We start from the raw sequence: 21033 nt of genomic DNA on the forward strand, positions 1-21033 counted from the left end.
TGCCCGCCGGCTACACCGCCACGGTGATGTACCGCCTGGGCGACCCGATCAGCAGCGACGTGCCCGCCTATGCCAACGACGGCAGCGACGACCCCACCACCTACGACCGCCGCGCCGGCGACCACCATGACGGCATGACCTACTTCGGCATGGGCGCTGGCGGCACCTGGGCGCCGAGCGCCACCGACCGCGGCCTGCTGGTGATGAACCACGAGGCGATCACGCCCGCCTTCCTGCACCCCGCCGGCCAGACCACCACCGGCAGCGGCACCGCCCAGGTCCGCACCGTGCCCGGCGAAGTGCTGCGCGAGTTCTACCTGCACGGCGTGAGCGTGATCGAGATCGGCAAGACCGGCAGCACCTGGGGCTACAAGCGCAGTTCCAGCTTCAACCGCCGCGTGCACACGCTGACCGAGATGCGCCTGTCGGGCCCGGCCGCCAGGACCGACTACGTCAAGACCCGCTATTCCACCGATGGCAGCAGGACCCGCGGCACCGTCAACAACTGCGCCAACGGCACCACGCCCTGGGGCACCTACCTGACCTGCGAAGAGAACTGGGCCGGCTACTTCCGCCGCATCGCCGCGACCGACAACGCCCAGCGCAGCGCCCGGGAACTGGCCTCCTTCGCCCGCTACGGCGTCGCCGGCACCGGCCGCGAACTGTGGGCCACGGTCACGCCCGACACCTCGGACGACCTGTACGGCCGCTGGAACGCCGAAGTGCGCGCCGCCAGCGCCGCCGCCGACTACCGCAACGGCCCGAACACCTACGGCTGGGTGGTCGAGATCGATCCGTTCAACCCGACCGCCATGCCGAAGAAGCGCACCGCGCTCGGCCGCATGGGCCACGAGGGCGCCTGCCTGGGTCCTGTCGTCGCCGGCCGCCCGCTGGTCTGGTACATGGGCGACGATTCGCGCAACGAGTACATCTACAAGTTCGTCTCCACCGCCAACTGGGACCCGGCCGACGCCAGCCGCGGCATCGCCGCCGGCGACAAGTACATGGACAGCGGCCGTCTGTACGTCGCGCGTTTCAACGCCGACGGCACCGGCGTGTGGCTGGAACTCAAGCTCGGCGTCAACGGCATCACCGGCAGCAACACGACTTACGCCTTTGCCGACGCGGCCGACGTGCTGATCAACACCCGCCTGGCCGCCGACATCGCCGGCGCGACCAAGATGGACCGCCCGGAGTGGACGGCCGTCAACCCGAAGAACGGCGACGTGTACGTGACCCTCACCAACACCAACGCCGCCTCGCGCCCGATCACCGCGACCGACGCCGCCAACCCGCGGTTCTACAACGACCCGAAGGGCTCGGCCCAGACCGCGCAGACCGGCAACCCGAACGGCCACATCGTGCGTTTCGCCGATGCCAACCGCGATCCGGCCGCGACGACCTTCACCTGGGACGTGTACCTGTTCGGCGCCCGCTCCACCGCCGCGCGCGACATCAACATCTCGGGCCTGACCGCGGACAACGACTTCTCCAGCCCGGACGGCATGTGGTTCAGCCAGGCGACCCAGGGCCTGCTGTGGCTGCAGACCGACGACGGTGCCTATACCGACGTGACCAACTGCATGATGCTCGCGGCGGTCCCGGGCCAGGTCAACGACGGCGCGGCCCGCACGATCACCAACGTCGGCACCGACGGCACCACCCGCCAGCAGGCCACCCGCTTCGGTGCCGCGCCCGGCACCGCGCTGCGCCGCTTCCTGGTCGGCCCGAAGGAGTGCGAGCTGACCGGCATCGCCGAATCCGGCGACGGCCGCGCGCTGTTCGTCAACATCCAGCACCCGGGCGAGGACACCCGTCCGGACTTCGCCAACCCGGCCTCCTTCGGCAGCCACTGGCCCGACGGCGGCAGCGCCCGCCCGCGCTCGGCGACGGTGGTGATCACGAAGAACGACGGCGGCCGGATCGGCGTCTGACGCGACCCCGTTACCCGGGCAGGCGTTCGGCGCCGACCGGTTGCGGCGATCCAGCGGCCGGTGGCCGGTAGCCGGTGGCCGGTGACGGTCGTCTGCTATCGAATGCATAGCTGCCCTAAAAGTGCTGCCTGCGCGGGCAGCACTTTTAGGGCCTAAGATCGCGTGCGACGCGGTGGACCGAGCGGCAGACGGTCAGCTGTCCGGCGACACCGTCCATCGGTGCAGTTCGCGCAGCGTCAGCGGACCGTAGGCGGCCGGCGTGCCCTGGAAGCCACCGGGCCGGAACAGCAGGAAGAAGACGCGGTCGCTGCCGGCCGCAGCCTCCACGTGCCGCGGCACCAGCACCGTCAGACGCGAGGCTGGCGACAGCCCGTCTCGCAGCGCGACGGGCAAGGCGTCCATCCTGTCGGCGGCAGCAGCTGCGAGCAGGGCGTCGGCCGAGCCGGCATAGCGCCTCAGCGGAAAACCCGGGGCGGTGCCGTCGTCCACCATCAGGAGCGCGAGCAGGTCGTCGCCGCGCAGCGCTTCGACCCACCGGCTATTGGTCCAGGACGGTGTGGCCGCAGCCGTGCCCGTACCGGGCGCCGCGGCCGCGGCCGCGGTCGTCCGGACGGCCGGTGCCGTCGCGGTGCAGGCACCCAGCGTCACGAGGGCCGACAGGGCGGCCAGGCCGCGCAGCAGGGTCAGGAATGCAAACATGCGGCGATGCTAGCCGCACCGCAGGCCTGCCGGCCGGCAGACGATTCCCTCAGCGCTCGACGATCCGCCGCGTGACCTTCGGCGGCGTGTCGCCGACGTGGAAGGCCAGCTTGCGGTCGCGCAGCGCCACGTCGGACGCGGTCACGCGGTCGAAGCGCCGCAGGTGTTCGGTCCAGGATTCGTCGGTCACCTGCTCGACGAACACCGCCGGGTCGTACACGTCGCGCTGCAGCTGCCAGTCGCGCGCGCCCTGGCGCAGGCGGCTGCGGCGGCTGTCCTGCATCAGCAACCGGAAGTCGTCGGCCCGCGCCGGGTCGATCCGGTACTCGATCGACACCTGGATCCGCCCGCCCTCCGGCGCCGCCTCCACCACCGGGGCGGTGAATGCCTTGGACGGCGTCAGGTCCTCGATCAGGCTGCGGTCGGGCATGAAGCGCTGCACGCCGAACAGCGTGAGCACGCCGCTGATCGCCGCCAGCACCAGCCCGGTGTGCAGGCTGGTCATGCTCGCCACCTGCCCCCACAGCGCGGCGCCGAGCGCGGTCGCACCCATGATCGCCATCTGGGCGATCGCCATGCCGCGCGCCCGCACCCAGTCGGGCAGCGCGAACTGCGCCGAGGTGGTGAGCGAGTTGGCCGCGCACAGCCATGCCGCGCCGCCGAAGGCCATCGCCGGAATCGCGAACCAGAGGCTGGGCGAATAGGACACCGCCGCGGTGACCAACGCCATCACGATCGTGCCGATGCGCACGATGCCGTCGCGGCCCATGCGCTGGCGCAGCCGCGGCTGGATCACCAGCGCACCGACGATCGCGCCCACACCCATCGAGGCGAGCAGCACGGTGAAGGTGCCGGCATCGCCGCCGGGCAGGGCCCGCGCGACGAGCGGCAGCATCGCCAGCAGGGCGGTCGAGTGCAGGAAGAAGATCGCCAAGCGCACCAGCACCGCCCGCATGCGCGGCGATTCCCGCACGAACTGCAGGCCGACCCGCATCGCGCCGCCCAGCCGCTCGCGGCCCAGCGGGCTGGCCACGTGGACCCGCTTCCACCGGGTGATGACATAGGCCGAGCCGATCGACAGCAGCGCGTTCAGCACGAACACCCAGTGGCTGCCCGCGCTCGCGATCAGCGCCCCGGCGACCAGCGGGCCGACGATCCGCGAGGCGTTCATCGCCACGCCGTTGAGCGCCATCGCCTGCGGCAGCTGCTCGCGCGGCACCAGTTCCGGCACGATCGCCGAGAACACCGGCCAGCGCATCGCCAGCCCGATGCCGTTGAGGAAGGTCAGGGCCAGCAGCGCACCGGCGTTGACCCAGCCCGACAGGATCACCACGCACAGCAGCAGCGCCACCGCGGCCACCCAGAGCTGGGTCGCGATGAAGTAGCGGCGCCGGTCCAGGATGTCGGCCAGCGCCCCGCTCGGCAGCCCGAGCAGGAACACCGGCAGCGTCGAGGCCGACTGCACCAGCGCCACCATCACCGGCGAGGTGGTCAGCGAAGTCATCAGCCAGGCGGTCGCGACGTCGTTCATCCACATGCAGGTATTGGCGGCCAGCCAGGTGAACCAGAGCATGCGGAACACCGGCGTGCGCAGCGGCAGGATGGCGGACGCGCGGGGCGGCGGTACGGGCGGGGTGGCGTCGGGTGCGTCGAGGGGTTGGGGTGGCATGGGGCGATTCTCCGCCGGGGCCGGGCGATCGGCGTGCGCCCTGCGCGATACCGGACCGCTCGTTTCCGGCTCCAGCCGCCGCTGGGCAAGACGTAACTACGTGTTATTAAACGCGTAAGCGTCTGTTATTCTGCGGACCGTTTTTCGGCCATTTTTGGATTCCGAACGTCTCGACTGCAGGGCTCTCGTGTGGACGCCGCTCACCTTGAATATTTGACCGACCAGCAGTGCTCGCGCCAGTGGAAGGGCTTCCTGCGCGCGTTCTCCGAGGAATTCGCGACGCAACTGCAGGAAGACGATCTGCGCGCGCTGATGCGCCGCCTAGGCAGCCGGTTCGCGGCTTCGACGCCCCTGGGTGCTGCCCGCAGCGTCGACGAACTGCAGATGGCCATGGGCCGCGCCTGGATCGGGCTGGACTGGGGCTGGACCGCACTGACCGAGCAGGATGCGAGCCTGGAGATCGTCCACCACTGCGCACCACTGCAGGCGGCGTTCGGCGCCGCGGCCGTTCGCTGGTCGCCGGCGTTTCTCGAAGGGGCATACCAGGAGTGGTTCGCGCAGGCGGATGCCGGCGGGTTGCAGGTGCGCCAGGTGGGTGGGCCGGATGCCGACGGTTCTTTCACTTTCCGTCTGGCCCGCCCTGGGGCCTGACCGCCATTTCCAGCAGGCCCATGAGCAGCTCCAACGATATCGCCAACCTGTTCCGCCAGTTCGGCGGCACGCCCGGCCAGTACCAGGAGATCGGCCAGACGCGCCTGGCGCAGGAGTCGCGCGAACGCTGGCCGTTGCTCGCTGCGGTCGATCCGGGCGAAATGCCCGACATTCCCGCCGTGACGCCTGCCAGTCCGTTTGCGGCACCGCCATCGCCTGCCGCTCCGTCGTTGGCCGTGCCGGCGTCGGTGCCCGTACAGCCCTCCGCAGCCCGGGCGCCGTTCCTCCGCAAGGAGCGCCAGCCGGATGCGGTGCAGGTGCCTCCGCCGGTCGCGGTCGCCCCGCCTGCGCCGGTCGCGCCGGCACCGGTCGCGGCGCCTCCTGTCGTTCGCGTGGCAGTGCCGGTGGAAACCTCGGTGGCGCGGTCCGCCGCACCTGCCCCGACGCCGCTGCAGGATACCTTCGCCCGGCTGGCCCGTCCTGCCCATCCGGTGGCGCCGCCCGCGGACGCCGGCATGTCCCTGCTGCGCAGATTGCTGCGGTCGTGAAGATCGTCGCCATCGTTTCAGCCAAGGGCGGTGTCGGCAAGACGACTGTCACAGCCAATCTCGCGACCGCGCTCGCCCATGCGGGCCGTGCGGTGCTGACGGTGGATCTCGATCCTCAGAATGCGCTACGCCTCCATTTCGGTCTCGATCCGCATGGCGTCGGCGGCAGCTCGCGCGCCACGCTCGCCGGCAGCGACTGGCGTGCGGAATGCGTGGTCAGCCGCGGCGGCATCGTGGTTCTGCCCTACGGTCTGGTGAACGAAGACGACCGCCGCCGGTTCGAGCAGCGGCTGGACGCCGAACCGCGCTGGCTGGCCGACCAACTCGAGTCGCTCGAACTGCACCATGACGCGATCGTGCTGCTCGACACCCCGCCCGGTCCGTCGGTGTACCTGCGCCATGCGCTGACGCTGGCCGACATCGCGGTCAACGTCACGCTGGCGGACGCAGCGTCGTATGCGACGCTGCCGATGACGGAGAACCTGGTGCACAGCTACTGCGCAGGGCGCCCCGGTTTCGGCGGTCACTTTCACCTGATCAACCAGACCGATGGCAGTCGCCAGCTGGCGGTGGACGTGGTCGAGGTGATGCGCCAGCGCTTCGGCGACCGGGTGCTCGCCACGGTGCACCGCGACCAGGCTGTGGGCGAGGCATTGGCGTACGACAGCAGCGCGCTCGACTACGCCCCCGACAGCCAGGCGGCTGCCGATTTTCGCGCTGCCGCTGCGGCAGTCCTGCGCCGGCTGGACCGGCATCCGGAGGGTAGCCGGTGAGCCAAGACAATTTCCCCGTTCCGCAGGAGAGCGTGCGTGCACGGCTGCGGGCATGGATGTTGCGCGGCGTAAACCACAAGGCCTGGCAACACCCCTCCCTGCGCTGGGCGACCGGCCTGTTCGGCATCGCGCTGGCGGTGCTGGTGTTCACGGTGCCCCTGGACTTCACCGGGCAGGTCGTGTTCGCAGGGGTCAGCTTCTGCGCTGCCTTGGCACTGCGGCGGGTTCCCGGCCGGCTGCCCACGCTGACGATGGTGATCTTCTCCATCTCGGCGTCGATGCGGTACATGTACTGGCGCATCACCGAGACCACCGGTTTCGAAGGCTTCGTCGATACCTTCTTCGGTACCGGCCTGATCATCGCGGAGTTCTACGCACTGGCGGTGCTGCTGCTCGGCTACTTCCAGACTGCCTGGCCGCTGGAGCGCAAGCCGATGCCGCTGCCGGCCGACACGGCGCTCTGGCCCACCGTCGACGTCTTCATCCCCACTTACAACGAGCCGCTCGACGTGGTGAAGCAGACCGTCTTCACCGCCATGGCGATCGACTGGCCGCCGGAGAAGATCAAGGTCTTCGTGCTCGATGACGGCCGGCGCGACGAATTCCGCGATTTCTGCGCCGAATTGGGCGTCGGCTACATCACCCGCGACAACAACCACCACGCCAAGGCCGGCAACATCAACGCGGCGCTCAAGGTCACCTCGGGCGAGTACATCGCGATCTTCGACTGCGACCACATCCCCACCCGGTCGTTCCTGCAGATCTGCGCCGGCTGGTTCCTGCGCGATCCGAAGCTCGCGATGCTGCAGACGCCGCATTATTTCTTCTCGCCCGACCCGTTCGAGAAGAACCTCGACACCTTCCGCGCCATTCCCAATGAAGGCGAGCTGTTCTACGGACTGGTCCAGGACGGCAACGACCTGTGGAACGCGACCTTCTTCTGCGGCTCCTGCGCGTTGATCCGCCGCGCGCCGCTGGAGGCGATCGGCGGCGTGGCGATCGAGACGGTGACCGAGGACGCCCACACCGCACTCAAGCTCAACCGCCAGGGCTGGAACACCGCCTACCTCGCGATTCCGCAGGCCGCGGGCCTCGCGACCGAAAGCCTGTCGAGCCACGTCGGCCAGCGCATCCGCTGGGCACGGGGCATGGCCCAGATCGCACGGACGGACAACCCGCTGCTCGGACCGGGCCTGCACATCGGCCAGCGCCTGTGCTATCTCAACGCGATGCTGCACTTCTTCTACGGTGCGCCGCGGCTGATCTTCATGACGGCGCCGCTCGCCTACCTGTTCTTCGGCGCCCATGTGTTCCAGGCGACAGCCGCGATGATCGCCGCCTTCGCGCTGCCCCACCTGATGCACGCCAGCATCACCAATTCGCGCATGCAGGGCCGCTTCCGGCATTCGTTCTGGAACGAGGTCTACGAGTCGGTACTCGCCTGGTACATCCTGCGGCCCGTATTGGTGGCCTTCATCAACCCGCGGCTCGGCAAGTTCAACGTGACGGCCAAGGGCGGCATCATCGACCGTTCCTATTTCGACTGGGACATCGCCCGGCCCTACATCTTCCTGATGGTGCTCAATCTGGTCGGCGTCGCCATCGGCGTCCACCGGCTGCTCACCGGCCCGGCCGATGCGGACATCACCGCGACGCTGATCATCAACCTGGTCTGGACGGCCTACAACATGATCATCGTCGGCGCGAGCATCGCTGTCGCCAGCGAGACCAAGCAGGTGCGCCGCACGCCGCGGGTGCCGGCGGCGCTGCGCGCGGCGATCATCTTTCCGAACGGCCGCACGCTGGTGTGCCAGACCGAAGATTTCTCGCAGACCGGTGTCGGCTTGATCGTGCCGGAGAGCGTGGTCGTGCCCCTGGGCGAGTCGATCCGGGTCTCGATCTTCCGCGACGAGCAGGAAGCCTCCTTTCCGGCCGACGTGGTCTTCCGCCGCGGAGACCGCCTGGGCGTGCATTTCGGTGCGCTCACCACGGCCCAGCAGCTCGCGCTCGCGCAGGTGACCTTCGCCCGTGCCGATCTATGGGCGGCCGACTGGGGCCACGGCGAGCGCGACACGCCCCTGCGCGCCCTTGCTGGCGTGTTCCGCATTGGCCTCAAGGGCTTCGGCATCTTCTTCGTCAACCTGTGGAACATGGTGCGGTCGCCGCGCCTGGTGCACTGGATGGCCCACAAACTTCACCTGGGAAAATGATGGAACCGATGATCCACCGCCGCGGCCCACGGGCGCGACTGCACATGGCCCGCAAGGCGTTGCCGTCCGCCGTGGCGTTCGCGGTGCTGCTGCTGGGCACTGCGGGCGGCGACCCGGCGCAGGCCGCCTCGCGTGCCGAGCGCGAGCGTGCGCGGGAGGCGCGTGCCAAGGAGCGTGCTGCCGTCCCAGCGGCCGCTGCCGCGACGGCGGGCGCCGTCTCGGTTCAGCCGACCCCGATTACGGCCGCGCCGCCGCCGGCCGGTTCCCGCACCTACACCGTGTCGTTCAAGCAACTCGGTGCCAATTTCCCCCTGCAGCTGCGCGGCGTCCAGGGCTCGGGTGGCGTGCCGTTCAGCGTGCGGGCCGACGAGGTCGTCGTGGGTGCGCGGCTGAAACTGCATTACGCCCATTCGCCGGCCCTGCTGCCGGATCTGTCGCACATCAACGTGCGGGTGAACCAGGAAGTGGCGGCGACGATCGCGGTGCCGAAGGAACGCGCCGGGACTGATCTGACGGCCGACATCGAGATCCCGACGCGCCTGATCACGGATTTCAACCGCATCGACCTGGAGTTGATCGGCCACTACACGCTCGAGTGCGAGGACCCGGCCCATACCAGCCTCTGGACCAATATCAGCAACCAGAGCGCCCTGGAGCTCACGGTGACGCCGCTGGCGCTGCCGGACGACCTCGCGCTCCTGCCCGGGCCGCTCTTCGACCGCCGCGACGTGCGGCCGCTGCGCCTGCCGTTCGTGTTTCCCGCCGCGCCCGATCCGGCGACGCTGGAAGCCGCCGGAACGGTGGCGTCGTGGTTCGGCAGCCTCGCCGGCTACCGCGGCGCGAAGTTCCCGACCGCCGGCAGCGCCCTGCCGGAGAAGGGATCGGCCGTGGTGTTCGTCGTCGGATCGGGCGGCGTGCCCGGCGTCGAGCTGCCTGCGCCGGCCGGCCCGACCCTCGCGATGGTCACCCATCCGGCCGACCCGATGTCCAAGCTGCTGGTGGTCATGGGCCGGGACGCCGCCGAACTCCGCACTGCGGCGCGGGCGCTCGTGATCGGCGGGCCGGCCCTGTCGGGGCGGGTCGCCACCATCGGCGCGCTCAAGGAGCTCGAGCCGCGCAAGCCCTACGACGCGCCGGCCTGGCTGCGCGGCGACCGGCCGGTCAAGTTCGGCGAGCTCGCGGATCAGCGCACCCTCAACGTGTCGGGCTACACGCCCGACCTGGTGCGGATCAACTTCCGCGTGCCGCCCGACCTCTTCGGCTGGCGCGAGAAGGGCATTCCGGTCGACCTGCGCTACCGCTATACCCCGCGGCCCACTCCCGACAAGTCGACCCTGAACGTCAACGTCAACGAGCAGTTCCTGCGCGCCTATCCGCTCAAATCCGCCAAGCACACGTCGCCGGGCATCGTCGATGCCCTGCTGCCTGCGGCCGAAGACGGCACCGTGATGGCGCGCGAAAAGCTGCGGGTGCCGATGTTCATGCTGCCGTCGCAGTCGCAACTGCAGTTCTACTACTACTACGACTACGTCAAGCAGGGCTTCTGCAAGGACGTGCTGCTCGACAACGTCAAGGGCGCGATCGACGCCGATTCGACGATCGACATCTCGGGCTTCCCGCACTTCCTCGCGATGCCCGACCTGGCGGCCTTCGGCAACAGCGGCTTCCCCTTCACCCGCATGGCCGACCTGTCGGAATCCGCGGTGGTGCTGGCGGACAACTCGACCGTCGCCGACTGGTCGGCGTACCTCGACCTGATGGGTCTGATGGGCCGCTCCACCGGCTATCCAGCGACCCGCGTGACGGTGCTGCCGGCATCGCAGGTGGACAAGGCCTCGTCGAAGGACCTGCTGGTCATCGGTACCGGCGGCAACCAGCCGCTTGTGCAGAAGTGGCAGGGTTCGCTGCCGGCCGGCGTCACACCGGAATCGCGCCGTTTCGCGCTGTCGGACCTGGCGGGGCGGGTGCTGGACTGGTGGGACTGGAACCACCGCGAGCGGCCGGTGGAGCGCCGCGACGAGATGGTCTTCAGCGGCGGCAGCCCACAGGCGGTGATCACCGGCTTCGAGTCGCCACTGTCGGGCGGGCGCAGCGTGGTGCTGGTTTCGGCCGACCGTGCCGAGGCGCTCGACGGCGCGGTCAATGCGCTGCTCGACCAGGATCTGGTGAAGCACGTGCAGGGCAGTGCGGTGACGATCCGCGGGCAGCAGGTCACCAGCCTGGTGGCCGAGCAGACCTACCATGTCGGCCGGTTGAACCCGATCACCTGGCTGCAATGGTTCCTGTCGCGCAACCCGCTCGTGCTGGTGCTGGTCGGACTCGCCAGCGCCGGACTGCTGGCGGTCGTGATGTACCTGCTTCTGCGCGCCCGGGCTCGCAATCGGCTCCAGGGGTAACGCCATGCCTTCGGCGAAAGTGACTGCCGGGTCGGGCCGCACGGTCCCGCTCGTCCTGCTGACCGCGACCTTGCTGGGCGCGCCGAACACCGGTGCGTCCCAGGGCCAGCGGGCAGCGCCCAAGCGCGGCGAGACGCCCACCCAGGCCACCGCGCTGCCGGATACCGTGCCGGCGGCCTGGGAAGAGACGCGCCGCTACCTCGAGCAGCGCGTGCTCGAAGCGCCCGACGATGTCCAGGCGCGTCTGGCCCTGGCCCAGCAGCAGATCACCCGCGCCTCCACGCTGCGCAGCGGCATCGTGCAGCTGTCGCAGCTCGCGGCCCATCGCGAGGTCGGTGCCGCGGCGCTGGAGAGCTGGCGCGACGCCCTGTTCTGGACGACCGGCCAGCCGTCGGACCTGCCCCTGTTCCGCGCCTACCTGCGGTTGCGACCGAAGGACGCCGCGGTCCAGGCCCGGCTCCAGGAGATCCAGCGCCGGGGAGGCGTGCAGGTCGCCGCGGCGCCTGCCGCCGCACCCGTCCCGGCTGCGCCCGCGGCATTCGCCACGGCGTCTCCGATGATCGCGCCCGCGCCGCTCCCCGCAGCCACAGCCATCGCTACCGGGCCGGCTGTCCGCCCGCAGGACCTGCCGCCTGCATGGACCGTACCGGCTGCCACCGAGAGCCGCGGATGGGGTGTCGCTGTGCCGATGTCGACGAGCCGCGGTGCGGTCCTGCCGCCAGCATCCGCTCCTGCGCCTACTCCTGCACTCGCATCGATGGCCGACGCCGTCGTGCCGGCCGGCGCGGGCGCGACATCGACGCTGTCCCTGCCACCGGTGGCAGGCAGCTCTCCCCTCCCTGCGCCGCGACCCGTTCCGTCGTCCGCGTATCCGGCCTACACCGTCGTGGCCGCGGCGCCGGATCCCGCGACCCTCGACAAGGTGCAGAACCTGCAGCGCGAAATCGCCGAGCTGGAGCAGGACCGGATCACCTTCCTGTCGGCCGGGCCGCTGGTACGCACCCGCCAGGGCGAACGGGGGCTGAGCAAGTTCACCGATACCGAGATCCCGCTGCAACTGCGCTTCGACCTGGGCGCGGGCAAGGCGACGATCTTCGTCACGCCCGTCTCCCTGGTCACCGGCAGTCCCGGCACCGATCTGCCGACGATCAACCGCTTCGGTGGCGGCCCGCCCCTCGCCACGGCGCTGCCGGGCGTGTCGGCCGGCTCGCAGGACACGGCCGGCGTCGGCTTCGGCATCGGGTACGAGCAGGGCAACTTCGCGGCCGACATCGGCACCACGCCGGTCGGCTTCCGGTATACCGATGTCAACGGCGGCGTGCGTTACCGGCTGCCGGTCGGCGAGGATTTCTCGTTCAACCTCAACCTCTCGCGCCGCGCAGTCAACGACAGCGTGCTGTCCTTCGCCGGGCTGCGCGACGCGCGGACCGGCGTGACCTGGGGCGGCGTGTCGGCCACGGGCGGCCGGCTGGACGCCAACTACGACAACGGCCGGTTCGGGATCTATGGCTACGGGGCACTGCACCGGTTGACGGGGCACCAGGTCCAGTCCAACACCCGTGCCGAGCTGGGTGCCGGGATGTACTGGCGCCTGTTCCGCACGCCGGATGCGAACCTGACCGTCGGCCTGGCGGCCAGCGGCCTCGCCTTCGACAAGAACCTGAGCTACTTCACCTACGGCCACGGTGGCTATTTCAGCCCGCAGCAGTACGTCACGCTGGCGCTGCCGCTCGAATGGCAACAGCGCAGCGGCCGGCTGTCTTACCAGATCAAAGGCTCGATCGGCGCGCAGAACGTGCGGACCGACGGCGCACCGCTGTTCCCGCTCGACGGCAACCTGCAGGCAGCGGCGGGCAATCCGTACTACACCGGCTCCAGCCGTACCGGTCCGGGCTACAACCTGGGCGCAGCGCTCGAGTACCAGCTCGATCCGCAGTGGTTCCTCGGCGGCCGCGTCGCGCTCGACAATGCCCGCGACTACCGGCAGTTCATCGGCGGGATGTACCTGCGCCACGCTTTCGGCCCCTACCGCGGGCCGCAGGCGCTGCCGGTGACATCGCTGCGCTCGCCGTATGGGTACTGACGTGGCCTGTCGTGCCCATCGGTCGGCGGATTCAGGCGGCGTGCGATGACGGCGCCCGGCGACCCGCCTTCCGCCCTGCGCCGGCAGTTGTTCCTGGCACCGCTGCTGTCTGCCGGTGTGGCCGTCCACGCCGCTTCGCCGGCATCAGCATCGGCAGGCTGCGACTGGCCGCTCTGGCGCAGCTTCGTCCAGTGGCTGCTGCAGCCCGACGGCCGGGTGCTCGACGCCAGCACGCCGCAGAAGCACAGCTCGTCCGAAAGCCAGTCCTATGCGATGTTCTTCGCGCTGGTGGCCAACGATCGGCCGCGCTTCGACAGCATCTGGCGCTGGACGGTCGACAACCTGATGGGCGGCCGCATCGACGGCCGGCTGCCGGCCTGGTTCTGGGGGCTGGCGCCCGACGGCGCCTGGCGGGTGATCGACGACAACTCGGCCTCCGACGCCGACCTCTGGATCGTCTACGCGCTGCACGAAGCCGCCCGGCTGTGGCGCGCCCCGGAGTACGCGCGGCAGGCCCGCACGCTGCTGGCCGAGGTCGAGCGACGCGAGGTCGCCGACCTGCCCGGGCTCGGCCCGATGCTGCTGCCGGGCGAACGCGGTTTTGTCCACGCGGACAAGCCACCCGCGACCGGTCGTAGCTGGCACCTCAATCCCAGTTACCTGCCGGTGCAGCAGCTGCGTTGCTTGGCCACGATCTCCCCGCAGGGACCCTGGGCCGCCATGGTCGACACGACGGTCGCGCTGCTGCGCCAGGCGACGGCGCCTGCGGGCTTCGTACCCGACTGGACCGCCTGGGCCGTCGACGGCAGCGGCCGTGGCGCCGTCGTGCCGCATCCGACCAAGGGCGACACCGGCAGCTACGACGCGATCCGGACCTATCTCTGGGCCGGCATGCTGCCGCGTGGCGAGCCCGTCGCGGCGAAGCTCCTGCCCCTGCTGCGAGGATTGCCTGCGCAGACGGCCGAGACCGGCGTGCCTGTCGAGAAAGTCGTGGTGTCGACCGGCCAGGTATCGGGCACCGGATCCTTCGGCTTTTCTGCCGCGCTGCTGCCGTACTTTCAAACGACCGGCCAGTCCGCCGCGCTGGCGGCGCAGCGCCGCCGGGTGGAAGACGGTCTGCGGCAGGCTTTCGCGCCGGAGACAGCTGCCACGCGGCAGCCCCCCTACTACGATGTGATGCTCAGTCTCTTCGGCCTCGGCTGGCTGGAAGGCCGCTACCGTTTCGCCCGCAACGGCGCCCTTGAACCCGCCTGGAAAACGACGCCATGCCGCGCCTCCTCCTCCACGCGCTGACGGCCGCGGTGCTCGGCGGCGTGTTTCTTGTCGCCGGTCCGGCGGCGGCGCAGGCCCAGCCGGCCGGCATCGAGGCGGCCCTGGTCGAACAGGGCCGCTACTGGCAGTCCCGCAATACCGAGCGCGCCACCGAAGCCTGGGAAAAGCTGTTGCGCGTCCAGCCGGCCCAGGCCGAGGCGCTGGTCAGCCTGGGCCGCCTAGCCCTCACCGACAAGAAGCCCGAGCGCGCCCGCGGCTACCTCGCCCAACTGCGCAAGGCCCATCCGGGCAGCACCGAAGCCGCACAGCTCGAGCAGGAAATCGCCCTGGCCGCGCCCGCGGCGCAGGCAGACCTCGATGCGGCCCGGCTGCTGCTGCGCGAACGCAAGATCGACCAGGCCGCGAACCGCTACCGCGACCTGTTCAAGGGCCAGTCGCCGCAGGGGCGGCTCGGAATCGAGTACTACTCGGTGCTGGGCTACGTGGAAGGCCGGCGCGCGGAGGCGATCGCCGGTCTGGAGCGGCTGCTGCGCGACTACCCGGGCGATCCGCAGATCCGCCTGGCGATCGCCAACCTGCGGTTGGCCGAGACCAACAGCCGCCTGCCTGCACTGCAGACCCTGCTCGAACTCTCCAAACGCCAGCAGGACGTGGGCGGCGAGGCCGGGGAGCAGCTGCGCGATGCGCTTACCTGGCTGGGACGGCCGCCGCCGCCGGCTTACGTGCCGATCTTCCGGGCCTACCTGGCTGCGAACCCGGACGACCAAGAGATCCGCGACCAGCTCAATGCCAAGGGGGCGCCCCGTGCAGCGGCGCAGGTCGACCCGGTCGGACGCCAGATCGCCGCCGGCTACACCGCCCTCGAGGCCGGCGACCTGACGCGGGCGGAGACGGCCTTCCAGGCAGCGTTGAAGCTGCGCGCCCGCAGCGGCCCGGCTCTCGGCGGCATCGGACTGGTGCGCCTGCGGCAGGAGCAGTTCGGCGCCGCGCGCGACTACCTGGCGCGGGCTGCCCAGATCGACGGGTCTTCGCGCTGGCGGTCGTCGCTGAACAGCGCAACCTACTGGGCGCTGGTGAACGAGGCCGCGGCGGCGCGGGCCGCCGGCCAACTGGAGGACGCCCGCGTCCGCCTGGAGCAGGCTCGGCGGATCGACCCGGACGAGCCGACCTCGCAGGTCGCCCTCGGCGGGGTGCTGCTCGACGAGCGGCGCACCGCGGCCGCCGAAGCCGAATTTCGTGCGGTCCTGGCGCGCGCCCCAGGCAACGTGGACGCGCTGCGCGGCGTGGTCGCGGCCCTGACGGCGGACGGTCGCGCCGCCGAGGCGCTGCGTTTCATCGATGGCCTGCCGCCCGAGCAGGCCGCCCGCATCGACGTGCGTCAGCTGCGCGCAGAGCGCGCGGCCGCCGACGGCCGAGCCGCCCTGACGGCGGGCGATCTGCCCGGCGCCGAGCAGCGGTTCGAGGAAGCCGTCGCATTGGCGCCGGACGATGCGTGGATCCGCCTCGACCTGGCCCGGCTGCAGCTGCGCAGGGGTGCGCCCGAGCAAGCCCGGGCCACGCTGGCCGCGTTGCTGGACGCTTCGCCACCGCCGCCCGCAGCGCTGTACGTCAACGCGCTGCTGCAGGCCGACCAGAAGGACTGGCCTGCGGCCTACACCCTGCTCGAACGCATTCCGGCCGCCGACCGCACGGCCGACATGGCCGCGCTGCTGCTGCGCGCTGCCGTCGGCGTGGACACGACCGGTGCCCTGGTGGCGGCGCGCGAAGGACGGCGCGAGGAGGCGGCCGCCCGGCTCGACCGGGCGGTGTCGCGGCTGGACGACGGTAGTCCTGCCGACCTGTACGGTCAGGTCGCGCAAACGGCGGTGGACATTGGTGACCTGACGCGTGCCCGTGCCCTGCTGCGGAGTGTCATCGCACGGCCCGACGCGGACGCCGGGTTGCGGCTCCAGTACGGCGGGCTGTTGCTGCGCGGTGGCGAGGATGTCGAACTCGCCGGCCTGCTGCGCGACATTCCGCCAACGGGGCTGACCGAGGGCGACCGCCGCAGCTACGAGGGCCTTCGCCGCGGACTCGCACTGCGCCAGGTCGAGGCACTGCGCGAGCGCGGCGAGCTGGCGGCCGCCTACGAATGGCTCGCGCCGATGCTCGCCGCCGAGCCGGACGATCCGGCGCTGCTCGGCGCGCTCGCCCGTCTCTATACCGCGGCCGGCCAGCCCGACACGGCAGCACGGCTCTATCGCACGGCATTGCAGCGCTCGCCCGACGACGTCGGTCTGCTTCTGTCGCTTGGCATCCTCGCCACCGGACAGCGCGACGACGTGCTGGCCGAACAGGCCCTGCGGGCTGCTCAGCGGATCGAGCCGGGGAATCCCGATGTGCTGGCAGCCCTCGGCCGCCTCGCCCGGATCCAAGGCCGCAAGGGCGAAGCGGTCACGCTGCTCAAGGCTGCACTGTCTGCGACCGCCGCTCCGGCCGACACGGCGTCGTCGGGTGCTGCATGGCCGGCTGCGCCCGGCGGCATGCCGTCGGTGGCGGTACCCGGAGCCAATCCCTTTGCCGGTTACCGGCCTTCGGCGGCCGGGGTGCCGTTGCCGGCGGCGGCTCCGTTCGCACCGCAACGTCCGAGAACGGGCGGATGACGCCAGAATCCTGAAAAATCGCTTCATCCGCATTTCCAGCACCGAAAGGAAACCCCATGCTCGCGACCCTCGCCGGACTCAGCATCCTCATGATCGGCGATAGCCATCTCACCAACACCGGCTACCTGATCGACACGCTGCACGACCAGTTCACCGCAGCCGGCGCCAATGTCCACACGGTCGGCGTCTGCGGCTCGACGCCGGCGGACTGGACCACCGTCAAGAAGGGCGACTGCGGCGGCGCCGAGCGCGTCAACAAGGGCGCAATCAGCTTCACCGGCGCCAACGCCGCGACCAAGCCGGCCAAGCAGCTGATCGCTGCCGAAAAGCCCGACCTGGTGGTCGTGGTGATGGGCGACACCATCGGCAGCTACAAGCAGCCGACCTTTCCCAAGGCCTGGGCCTGGCAGCAGACCAGCGCGCTGACGAAGGACATCGGCAGCACCGGCGCGGCCTGTGTCTGGGTCGGGCCCGCCTGGGGCACCGAGGGCGGCAAGTTCGGCAAGACCTTCGACCGGGTGAAGGCCACGTCCGAGTTCCTCGCGTCCAACGTCGCGCCGTGCACGTATGTCGATTCGCTCAAGCTGTCCAAGCCGGGCGCCTGGCGGACGATGGACGGCCAGCACTTCACCGCCAGCGGCTACAAGGAATGGGCCAAGGGCATCGCCGAAGCGGTCGCCGCCGCGCCCGGCGTCGGGAAAAAGAAATGAGCGCGGCGCTGCGGCGGCTCGCCCTGCCGGTCGCCGCCGCGATGGCGGCGGCCGTGCCCGGGCTCGCGATGGCGACCACCCTCTACGAAACCGGGCCGGCCCAGGATTCCGCCTTCGTGCGCTTCGTCAACGGCACCGGTGCCCCCCTCGACGTGGTGGCGGACGGCGCCAAGGCGCGCCTGGCGCTGCCGGTCGACCGGCCGGTGTCGGATTTCCAGTCGGTCAAGCCGAACAGTGCGATCGGCGGCCAGTTCGACGGTGCGGCCGGCCGTGCCCCGATCCGGGTTCAGGCCGGTCCGGGTGCGTTCGCCACCGTGGTGGCCTGGAAGGCGCCCGGCCAGAAGTCGGTGCAGACCACGGTCCTGACCGAGACGCCGGACGACTTCAACAGCCTGCGCGCCTCGCTCGCCTTCTACAACCTCGATGCGCAGTGCAAGGGTGCCGGCCTGCAGGCAGCCGGCCGCAACGTCGCGCTGTTCACCGGCGTGGGCCCGAGCGCCCTGCAGCGCCGCGCGATCAATCCGGTGAGCTTGGCGGTGCAGCTGACCTGCGATGGCGCTCCGGCCGGTGCGCCCCTCGACCTCGGCGCGCTGCAGGCGGGCCAGCGCTACACGGTGCTGGCGGTGCCGGCGGCCGACGGCGGACGGCGCTTGATCCGCGCCACGGATACCGTCGCACGCTGACGTCCGGCCGTGGTCTTCGCCTCGCTCGAATTCCTGCTGCTGTTCCTGCCGCTGTTCCTGATCGCCTACGCCGCCACGCCGGCGGCGGCGCGCAATGCGACCCTGCTGGCCGGCAGCTGGATCTTCTATGCCTGGTGGAGCCCGCCGTATCTGCTGCTGCTGATCGGCATCACCGCACTCACCTGGGCCGGCGGCCTGCTGATCGGCCGCACCGTTGCGTCGCGCGCGCGCCGGCTGCAGCTCGCGGCACTGATCGTCGCGATGGTCGGTCTGCTCGCCTGGTACAAGTACGCCAACATCCTGGTCGAGACGGTGAACCTGCTGCGCGGCTGGAGCGGGGCGCTGCCGCTGCCCTGGCAGGCGGTGGTACTGCCGATCGGCCTGTCGTTCATCGTGCTGCAGGCGATCTCGTACCTGGTGGACGTCTACCGCGGCCAGGTCGTCGCGCAGTGCAGCTTCGTCGCCTTTGCCGCCTATAAGGCGATGTTCGGTCAGCTCATTGCCGGGCCGATCATCCGCTACGACTGGGTCAAGCACGAGATCGGCGCGGCCGGCCGCAGGTTCGACGGGGCCGGCTTCGGCAGCGGCGCCCGCCGCTTCATGGTCGGCATGAGCATGAAGGTGTTGATCGCCGACACGCTCGCACCGGTCGCCGATGCGGCCTTCGGCCAGGCGCATCCCAGCTTCGTGGACGCCTGGGTCGGCTGCGCGGCCTACACCCTCCAGCTGTTCTTCGATTTCGCCGGGTACAGCGCGATGGCGATCGGCATCGGCGCGATGCTCGGCTTCCGCTTTCCCGAGAATTTCCGCCATCCCTACCTCGCCCACAGCATCCAGGACTTCTGGCGGCGCTGGCACCTGTCGCTGTCCAGCTGGATCCGCGACTACCTCTACGTGCCGATGGGCGGCAACCGCCGTGGCGCGATCCGGACCTACGTCCATCTGATCCTGACGATGGCGATCGCCGGTCTCTGGCACGGCGGCGACAGCTGGAACTACCTGCTCTGGGGCCTGGCCCATGGACTGGCGCTGGCCGGCGCCCGCGCCTTCACCCAGGCCGGCGGGCAGATGCCGCGGCTGCTCGCCCGCATCGCCACGCTGCTGTTCGTGATGCTGGCCTGGACGCTGTTCCGCGCGCACGGTTTCGAGAACGCGCGGACCATGCTGGCAGGGCAGTTCGGCCTGCAGGGCTTCGCGCCGGGCGATGCGATGCAGGCGGTCTTCCGGCCGGCGCACGCGCTGGCCTTCGCGCTCGGCACCGTTTGCGTGGTGATGCCGGCTTTCGCCGGCCGGCTGCAGCGGGCGGCGGGCCCCGGGCTGTCGGCGGTCGCGGCGCTGTGGCCGGTACCGGCCTTCCTGCTGTCGTTCGCCCTGATCGCCAGCCGGGGCGCCGTGCCCTTCCTGTACTTCCAGTTCTGACCTGTCGGAGAACCCTGCGGTGACCATGCCCTCGTCCACCCATGCCGCACCGCCGGTCGAGGCGCCGGCGCAGGGCCCGACCGGCCGGATCGCGGGCGTGGCGCTGCTGCTGTTCCTGGCGGCGGGCTGCGCGAGCACGCTCTGGGCCGTCGCGACCGGCCGGCTGGACCTGCAGCCGAAGCCGGTAACGCCTGCAGCAGTGGTGGAGGGTATGGCGATGCGCGACATGGCCGCGGCGCTCGCACGGGCGCCGGTCGCCGCAGGCGCCGCAGCGCTGGAGCGCCAGGCCAGCTGGCTGGTGCTGCGCGACCTCGGGCCGCAGGTGCGCGAGGGGTGTCCCGGCTGGCTGTTCCTCGCCGACGAGCTGCGGCCGCATCCGCAGGGCGATGCGGCCCTGGCGGCGCGTGCCCAGGCGGTGGTGGACGTCCGCGACCGCCTGCGCGATCGCGGTATCGCGTTGGCGGTGGTGCTGGTGCCGGACAAGAGCCGGGTCGCCGCGGCCGCCCTGTGCGGACTGCATCGGCCCGCCGCCTTCGCGCCGCGCCTGGCGTCGTTCGACCGCCGCCTGCGCGACGCGGGTGTGCCGGTCGTCGATACGACCGCGGCGCTGTCTGCCCTGCCCGCGCCCTTCCTGCGGACCGACACGCACTGGACCGAAGCCGGGGCGCAGGCCGCCGCGCAGGCGGCGGCCGGCCCGATCCGCAACCTCCATCTGGACCTGCAGCCCGTGCGGCAGTGGGAGGTGGAGGCGGGCGCTCCGCAACGGCGGCCGGGCGATCTGGTGCGACTGGCCGGACTCGATACCCTGCCGCTCGCCTGGCAGCCGCGGCCCGAAGAGGACACGCGCAGCCGGTTCACCGAAAGGTCGCCGGCCCCGCCGGGCGTTGCCGCTGCGCCGGCCGCGGCCAGCCCCGCCGACGACCTGTTCGGCGACAGCCAGCTGCCGCAGGTCGCGCTGGTCGGCACTTCGTTTGCCAACACCTCGCAGTTCGTGCCCTTCCTGGCGGCGGCGCTCGGCACGCCGGTCGGCAACTTCGCTCGCGACGGCGGCGATTTCTGGGGCAGCATCGGTGCTTACGTCCGTTCGCCGGCCTTCCGCGATACGCCGCCGCGCCTGCTGGTCTGGGAGATTCCGGAGCGGACGCTGCAGATGCCAATGAATGGGGAGCGCTGGACCCTCGACTGAGGGGGGGCAGGAGCTAGCAGCCCATCGTAGGTGCAGACAGAGCGCAAGGGGGCTCCCGGTCCGGTGCGTCCGGCCGCACCATCGGCGACATTTGCACCGCCGATGTGCGTTGTGTCACAGATGCATAGAGCCGACGAATCTATGCTGGAGGCAGAAAG

The 21033-nt window shown here is 70.8% G+C and carries 15 protein-coding genes; 13 read left to right on the forward strand and 2 right to left on the reverse strand.

Annotated elements, in window-relative coordinates:
* Window positions 1-1934: PhoX family phosphatase (locus QZ500_RS09640; RefSeq protein WP_295854347.1), on the forward strand; the 1934-nt coding region annotated here is incomplete at its 5' end.
* Window positions 1935-2126: 192 nt separating this feature from the next.
* Here QZ500_RS09640 and QZ500_RS09645 read toward each other — a convergent pair.
* On the reverse strand, window positions 2127-2633 hold the full coding sequence (locus QZ500_RS09645; RefSeq protein WP_295854350.1) for a hypothetical protein: 507 nt from the start codon (window positions 2631-2633) through the stop codon (window positions 2127-2129).
* 49 nt (window positions 2634-2682) lie between these two features.
* Window positions 2683-4302 (reverse strand): MFS transporter, encoded by a 1620-nt coding sequence (locus QZ500_RS09650; RefSeq protein WP_295854353.1) that lies wholly within the window; start codon window positions 4300-4302, stop codon window positions 2683-2685.
* Between the two features lie 213 nt (window positions 4303-4515).
* On the opposite strand from QZ500_RS09650, the gene bcsD reads away from it, so the two are divergent.
* The 12 genes from bcsD to QZ500_RS09710 are packed head-to-tail and all read left to right on the forward strand — an operon-like array spanning window position 4516 to window position 20875.
* On the forward strand, window positions 4516-4953 hold the full coding sequence (gene bcsD, locus QZ500_RS09655) for a cellulose biosynthesis protein BcsD (RefSeq protein ID WP_295854356.1): 438 nt from the start codon (window positions 4516-4518) through the stop codon (window positions 4951-4953).
* Between the two features lie 20 nt (window positions 4954-4973).
* Window positions 4974-5501 (forward strand): cellulose biosynthesis protein BcsP, encoded by a 528-nt coding sequence (gene bcsP / locus QZ500_RS09660; RefSeq protein ID WP_295854359.1) that lies wholly within the window; start codon window positions 4974-4976, stop codon window positions 5499-5501.
* Window positions 5498-6274: a cellulose biosynthesis protein BcsQ gene (bcsQ, locus tag QZ500_RS09665; protein WP_295854362.1), complete on the forward strand. Its 777-nt coding sequence runs from the start codon at window positions 5498-5500 to the stop codon at window positions 6272-6274. The genes bcsP and bcsQ overlap by 4 nt, the downstream gene beginning before the upstream one ends.
* Window positions 6275-6330: 56 nt before the next feature.
* Window positions 6331-8484 (forward strand): UDP-forming cellulose synthase catalytic subunit, encoded by a 2154-nt coding sequence (bcsA, locus tag QZ500_RS09670; RefSeq protein ID WP_295854682.1) that lies wholly within the window; start codon window positions 6331-6333, stop codon window positions 8482-8484.
* Window positions 8485-8492: 8 nt separating this feature from the next.
* Window positions 8493-10880, forward strand: a complete 2388-nt coding sequence (bcsB, locus tag QZ500_RS09675) for a cellulose biosynthesis cyclic di-GMP-binding regulatory protein BcsB (protein WP_295854364.1) — start codon at window positions 8493-8495, stop codon at window positions 10878-10880.
* Between the two features lie 4 nt (window positions 10881-10884).
* Window positions 10885-12963 (forward strand): cellulose synthase subunit BcsC-related outer membrane protein, encoded by a 2079-nt coding sequence (locus QZ500_RS09680; protein ID WP_295854367.1) that lies wholly within the window; start codon window positions 10885-10887, stop codon window positions 12961-12963.
* A 45-nt stretch (window positions 12964-13008) separates the two neighbouring features.
* Window positions 13009-14256: a cellulose synthase complex periplasmic endoglucanase BcsZ gene (gene bcsZ, locus QZ500_RS09685; RefSeq protein WP_295854370.1), complete on the forward strand. Its 1248-nt coding sequence runs from the start codon at window positions 13009-13011 to the stop codon at window positions 14254-14256.
* Window positions 14229-16877: a tetratricopeptide repeat protein gene (locus QZ500_RS09690; protein WP_295854372.1), complete on the forward strand. Its 2649-nt coding sequence runs from the start codon at window positions 14229-14231 to the stop codon at window positions 16875-16877. Before bcsZ ends, QZ500_RS09690 begins: the two co-directional genes overlap by 28 nt.
* 56 nt (window positions 16878-16933) lie before the next feature.
* Window positions 16934-17587, forward strand: coding sequence for an SGNH/GDSL hydrolase family protein (locus QZ500_RS09695; RefSeq protein ID WP_295854375.1), 654 nt, complete (start codon window positions 16934-16936; stop codon window positions 17585-17587).
* A complete protein-coding gene (locus tag QZ500_RS09700; RefSeq protein WP_295854377.1) occupies window positions 17584-18270 on the forward strand; it encodes a cell division protein FtsQ in 687 nt (228 codons plus the stop codon). The genes QZ500_RS09695 and QZ500_RS09700 overlap by 4 nt, the downstream gene beginning before the upstream one ends.
* A 9-nt stretch (window positions 18271-18279) precedes the next feature.
* On the forward strand, window positions 18280-19689 hold the full coding sequence (locus QZ500_RS09705; protein ID WP_295854380.1) for an MBOAT family O-acyltransferase: 1410 nt from the start codon (window positions 18280-18282) through the stop codon (window positions 19687-19689).
* A gap of 25 nt (window positions 19690-19714) precedes the next feature.
* On the forward strand, window positions 19715-20875 hold the full coding sequence (locus QZ500_RS09710; RefSeq protein ID WP_295854684.1) for a cell division protein FtsQ: 1161 nt from the start codon (window positions 19715-19717) through the stop codon (window positions 20873-20875).
* Window positions 20876-21033: the final 158 nt, after the last annotated feature.

Origin of the sequence: uncultured Xylophilus sp. (genome assembly GCA_913776965.1) — a bacterium.
GTDB lineage: Bacteria > Pseudomonadota > Gammaproteobacteria > Burkholderiales > Burkholderiaceae_C > Xylophilus.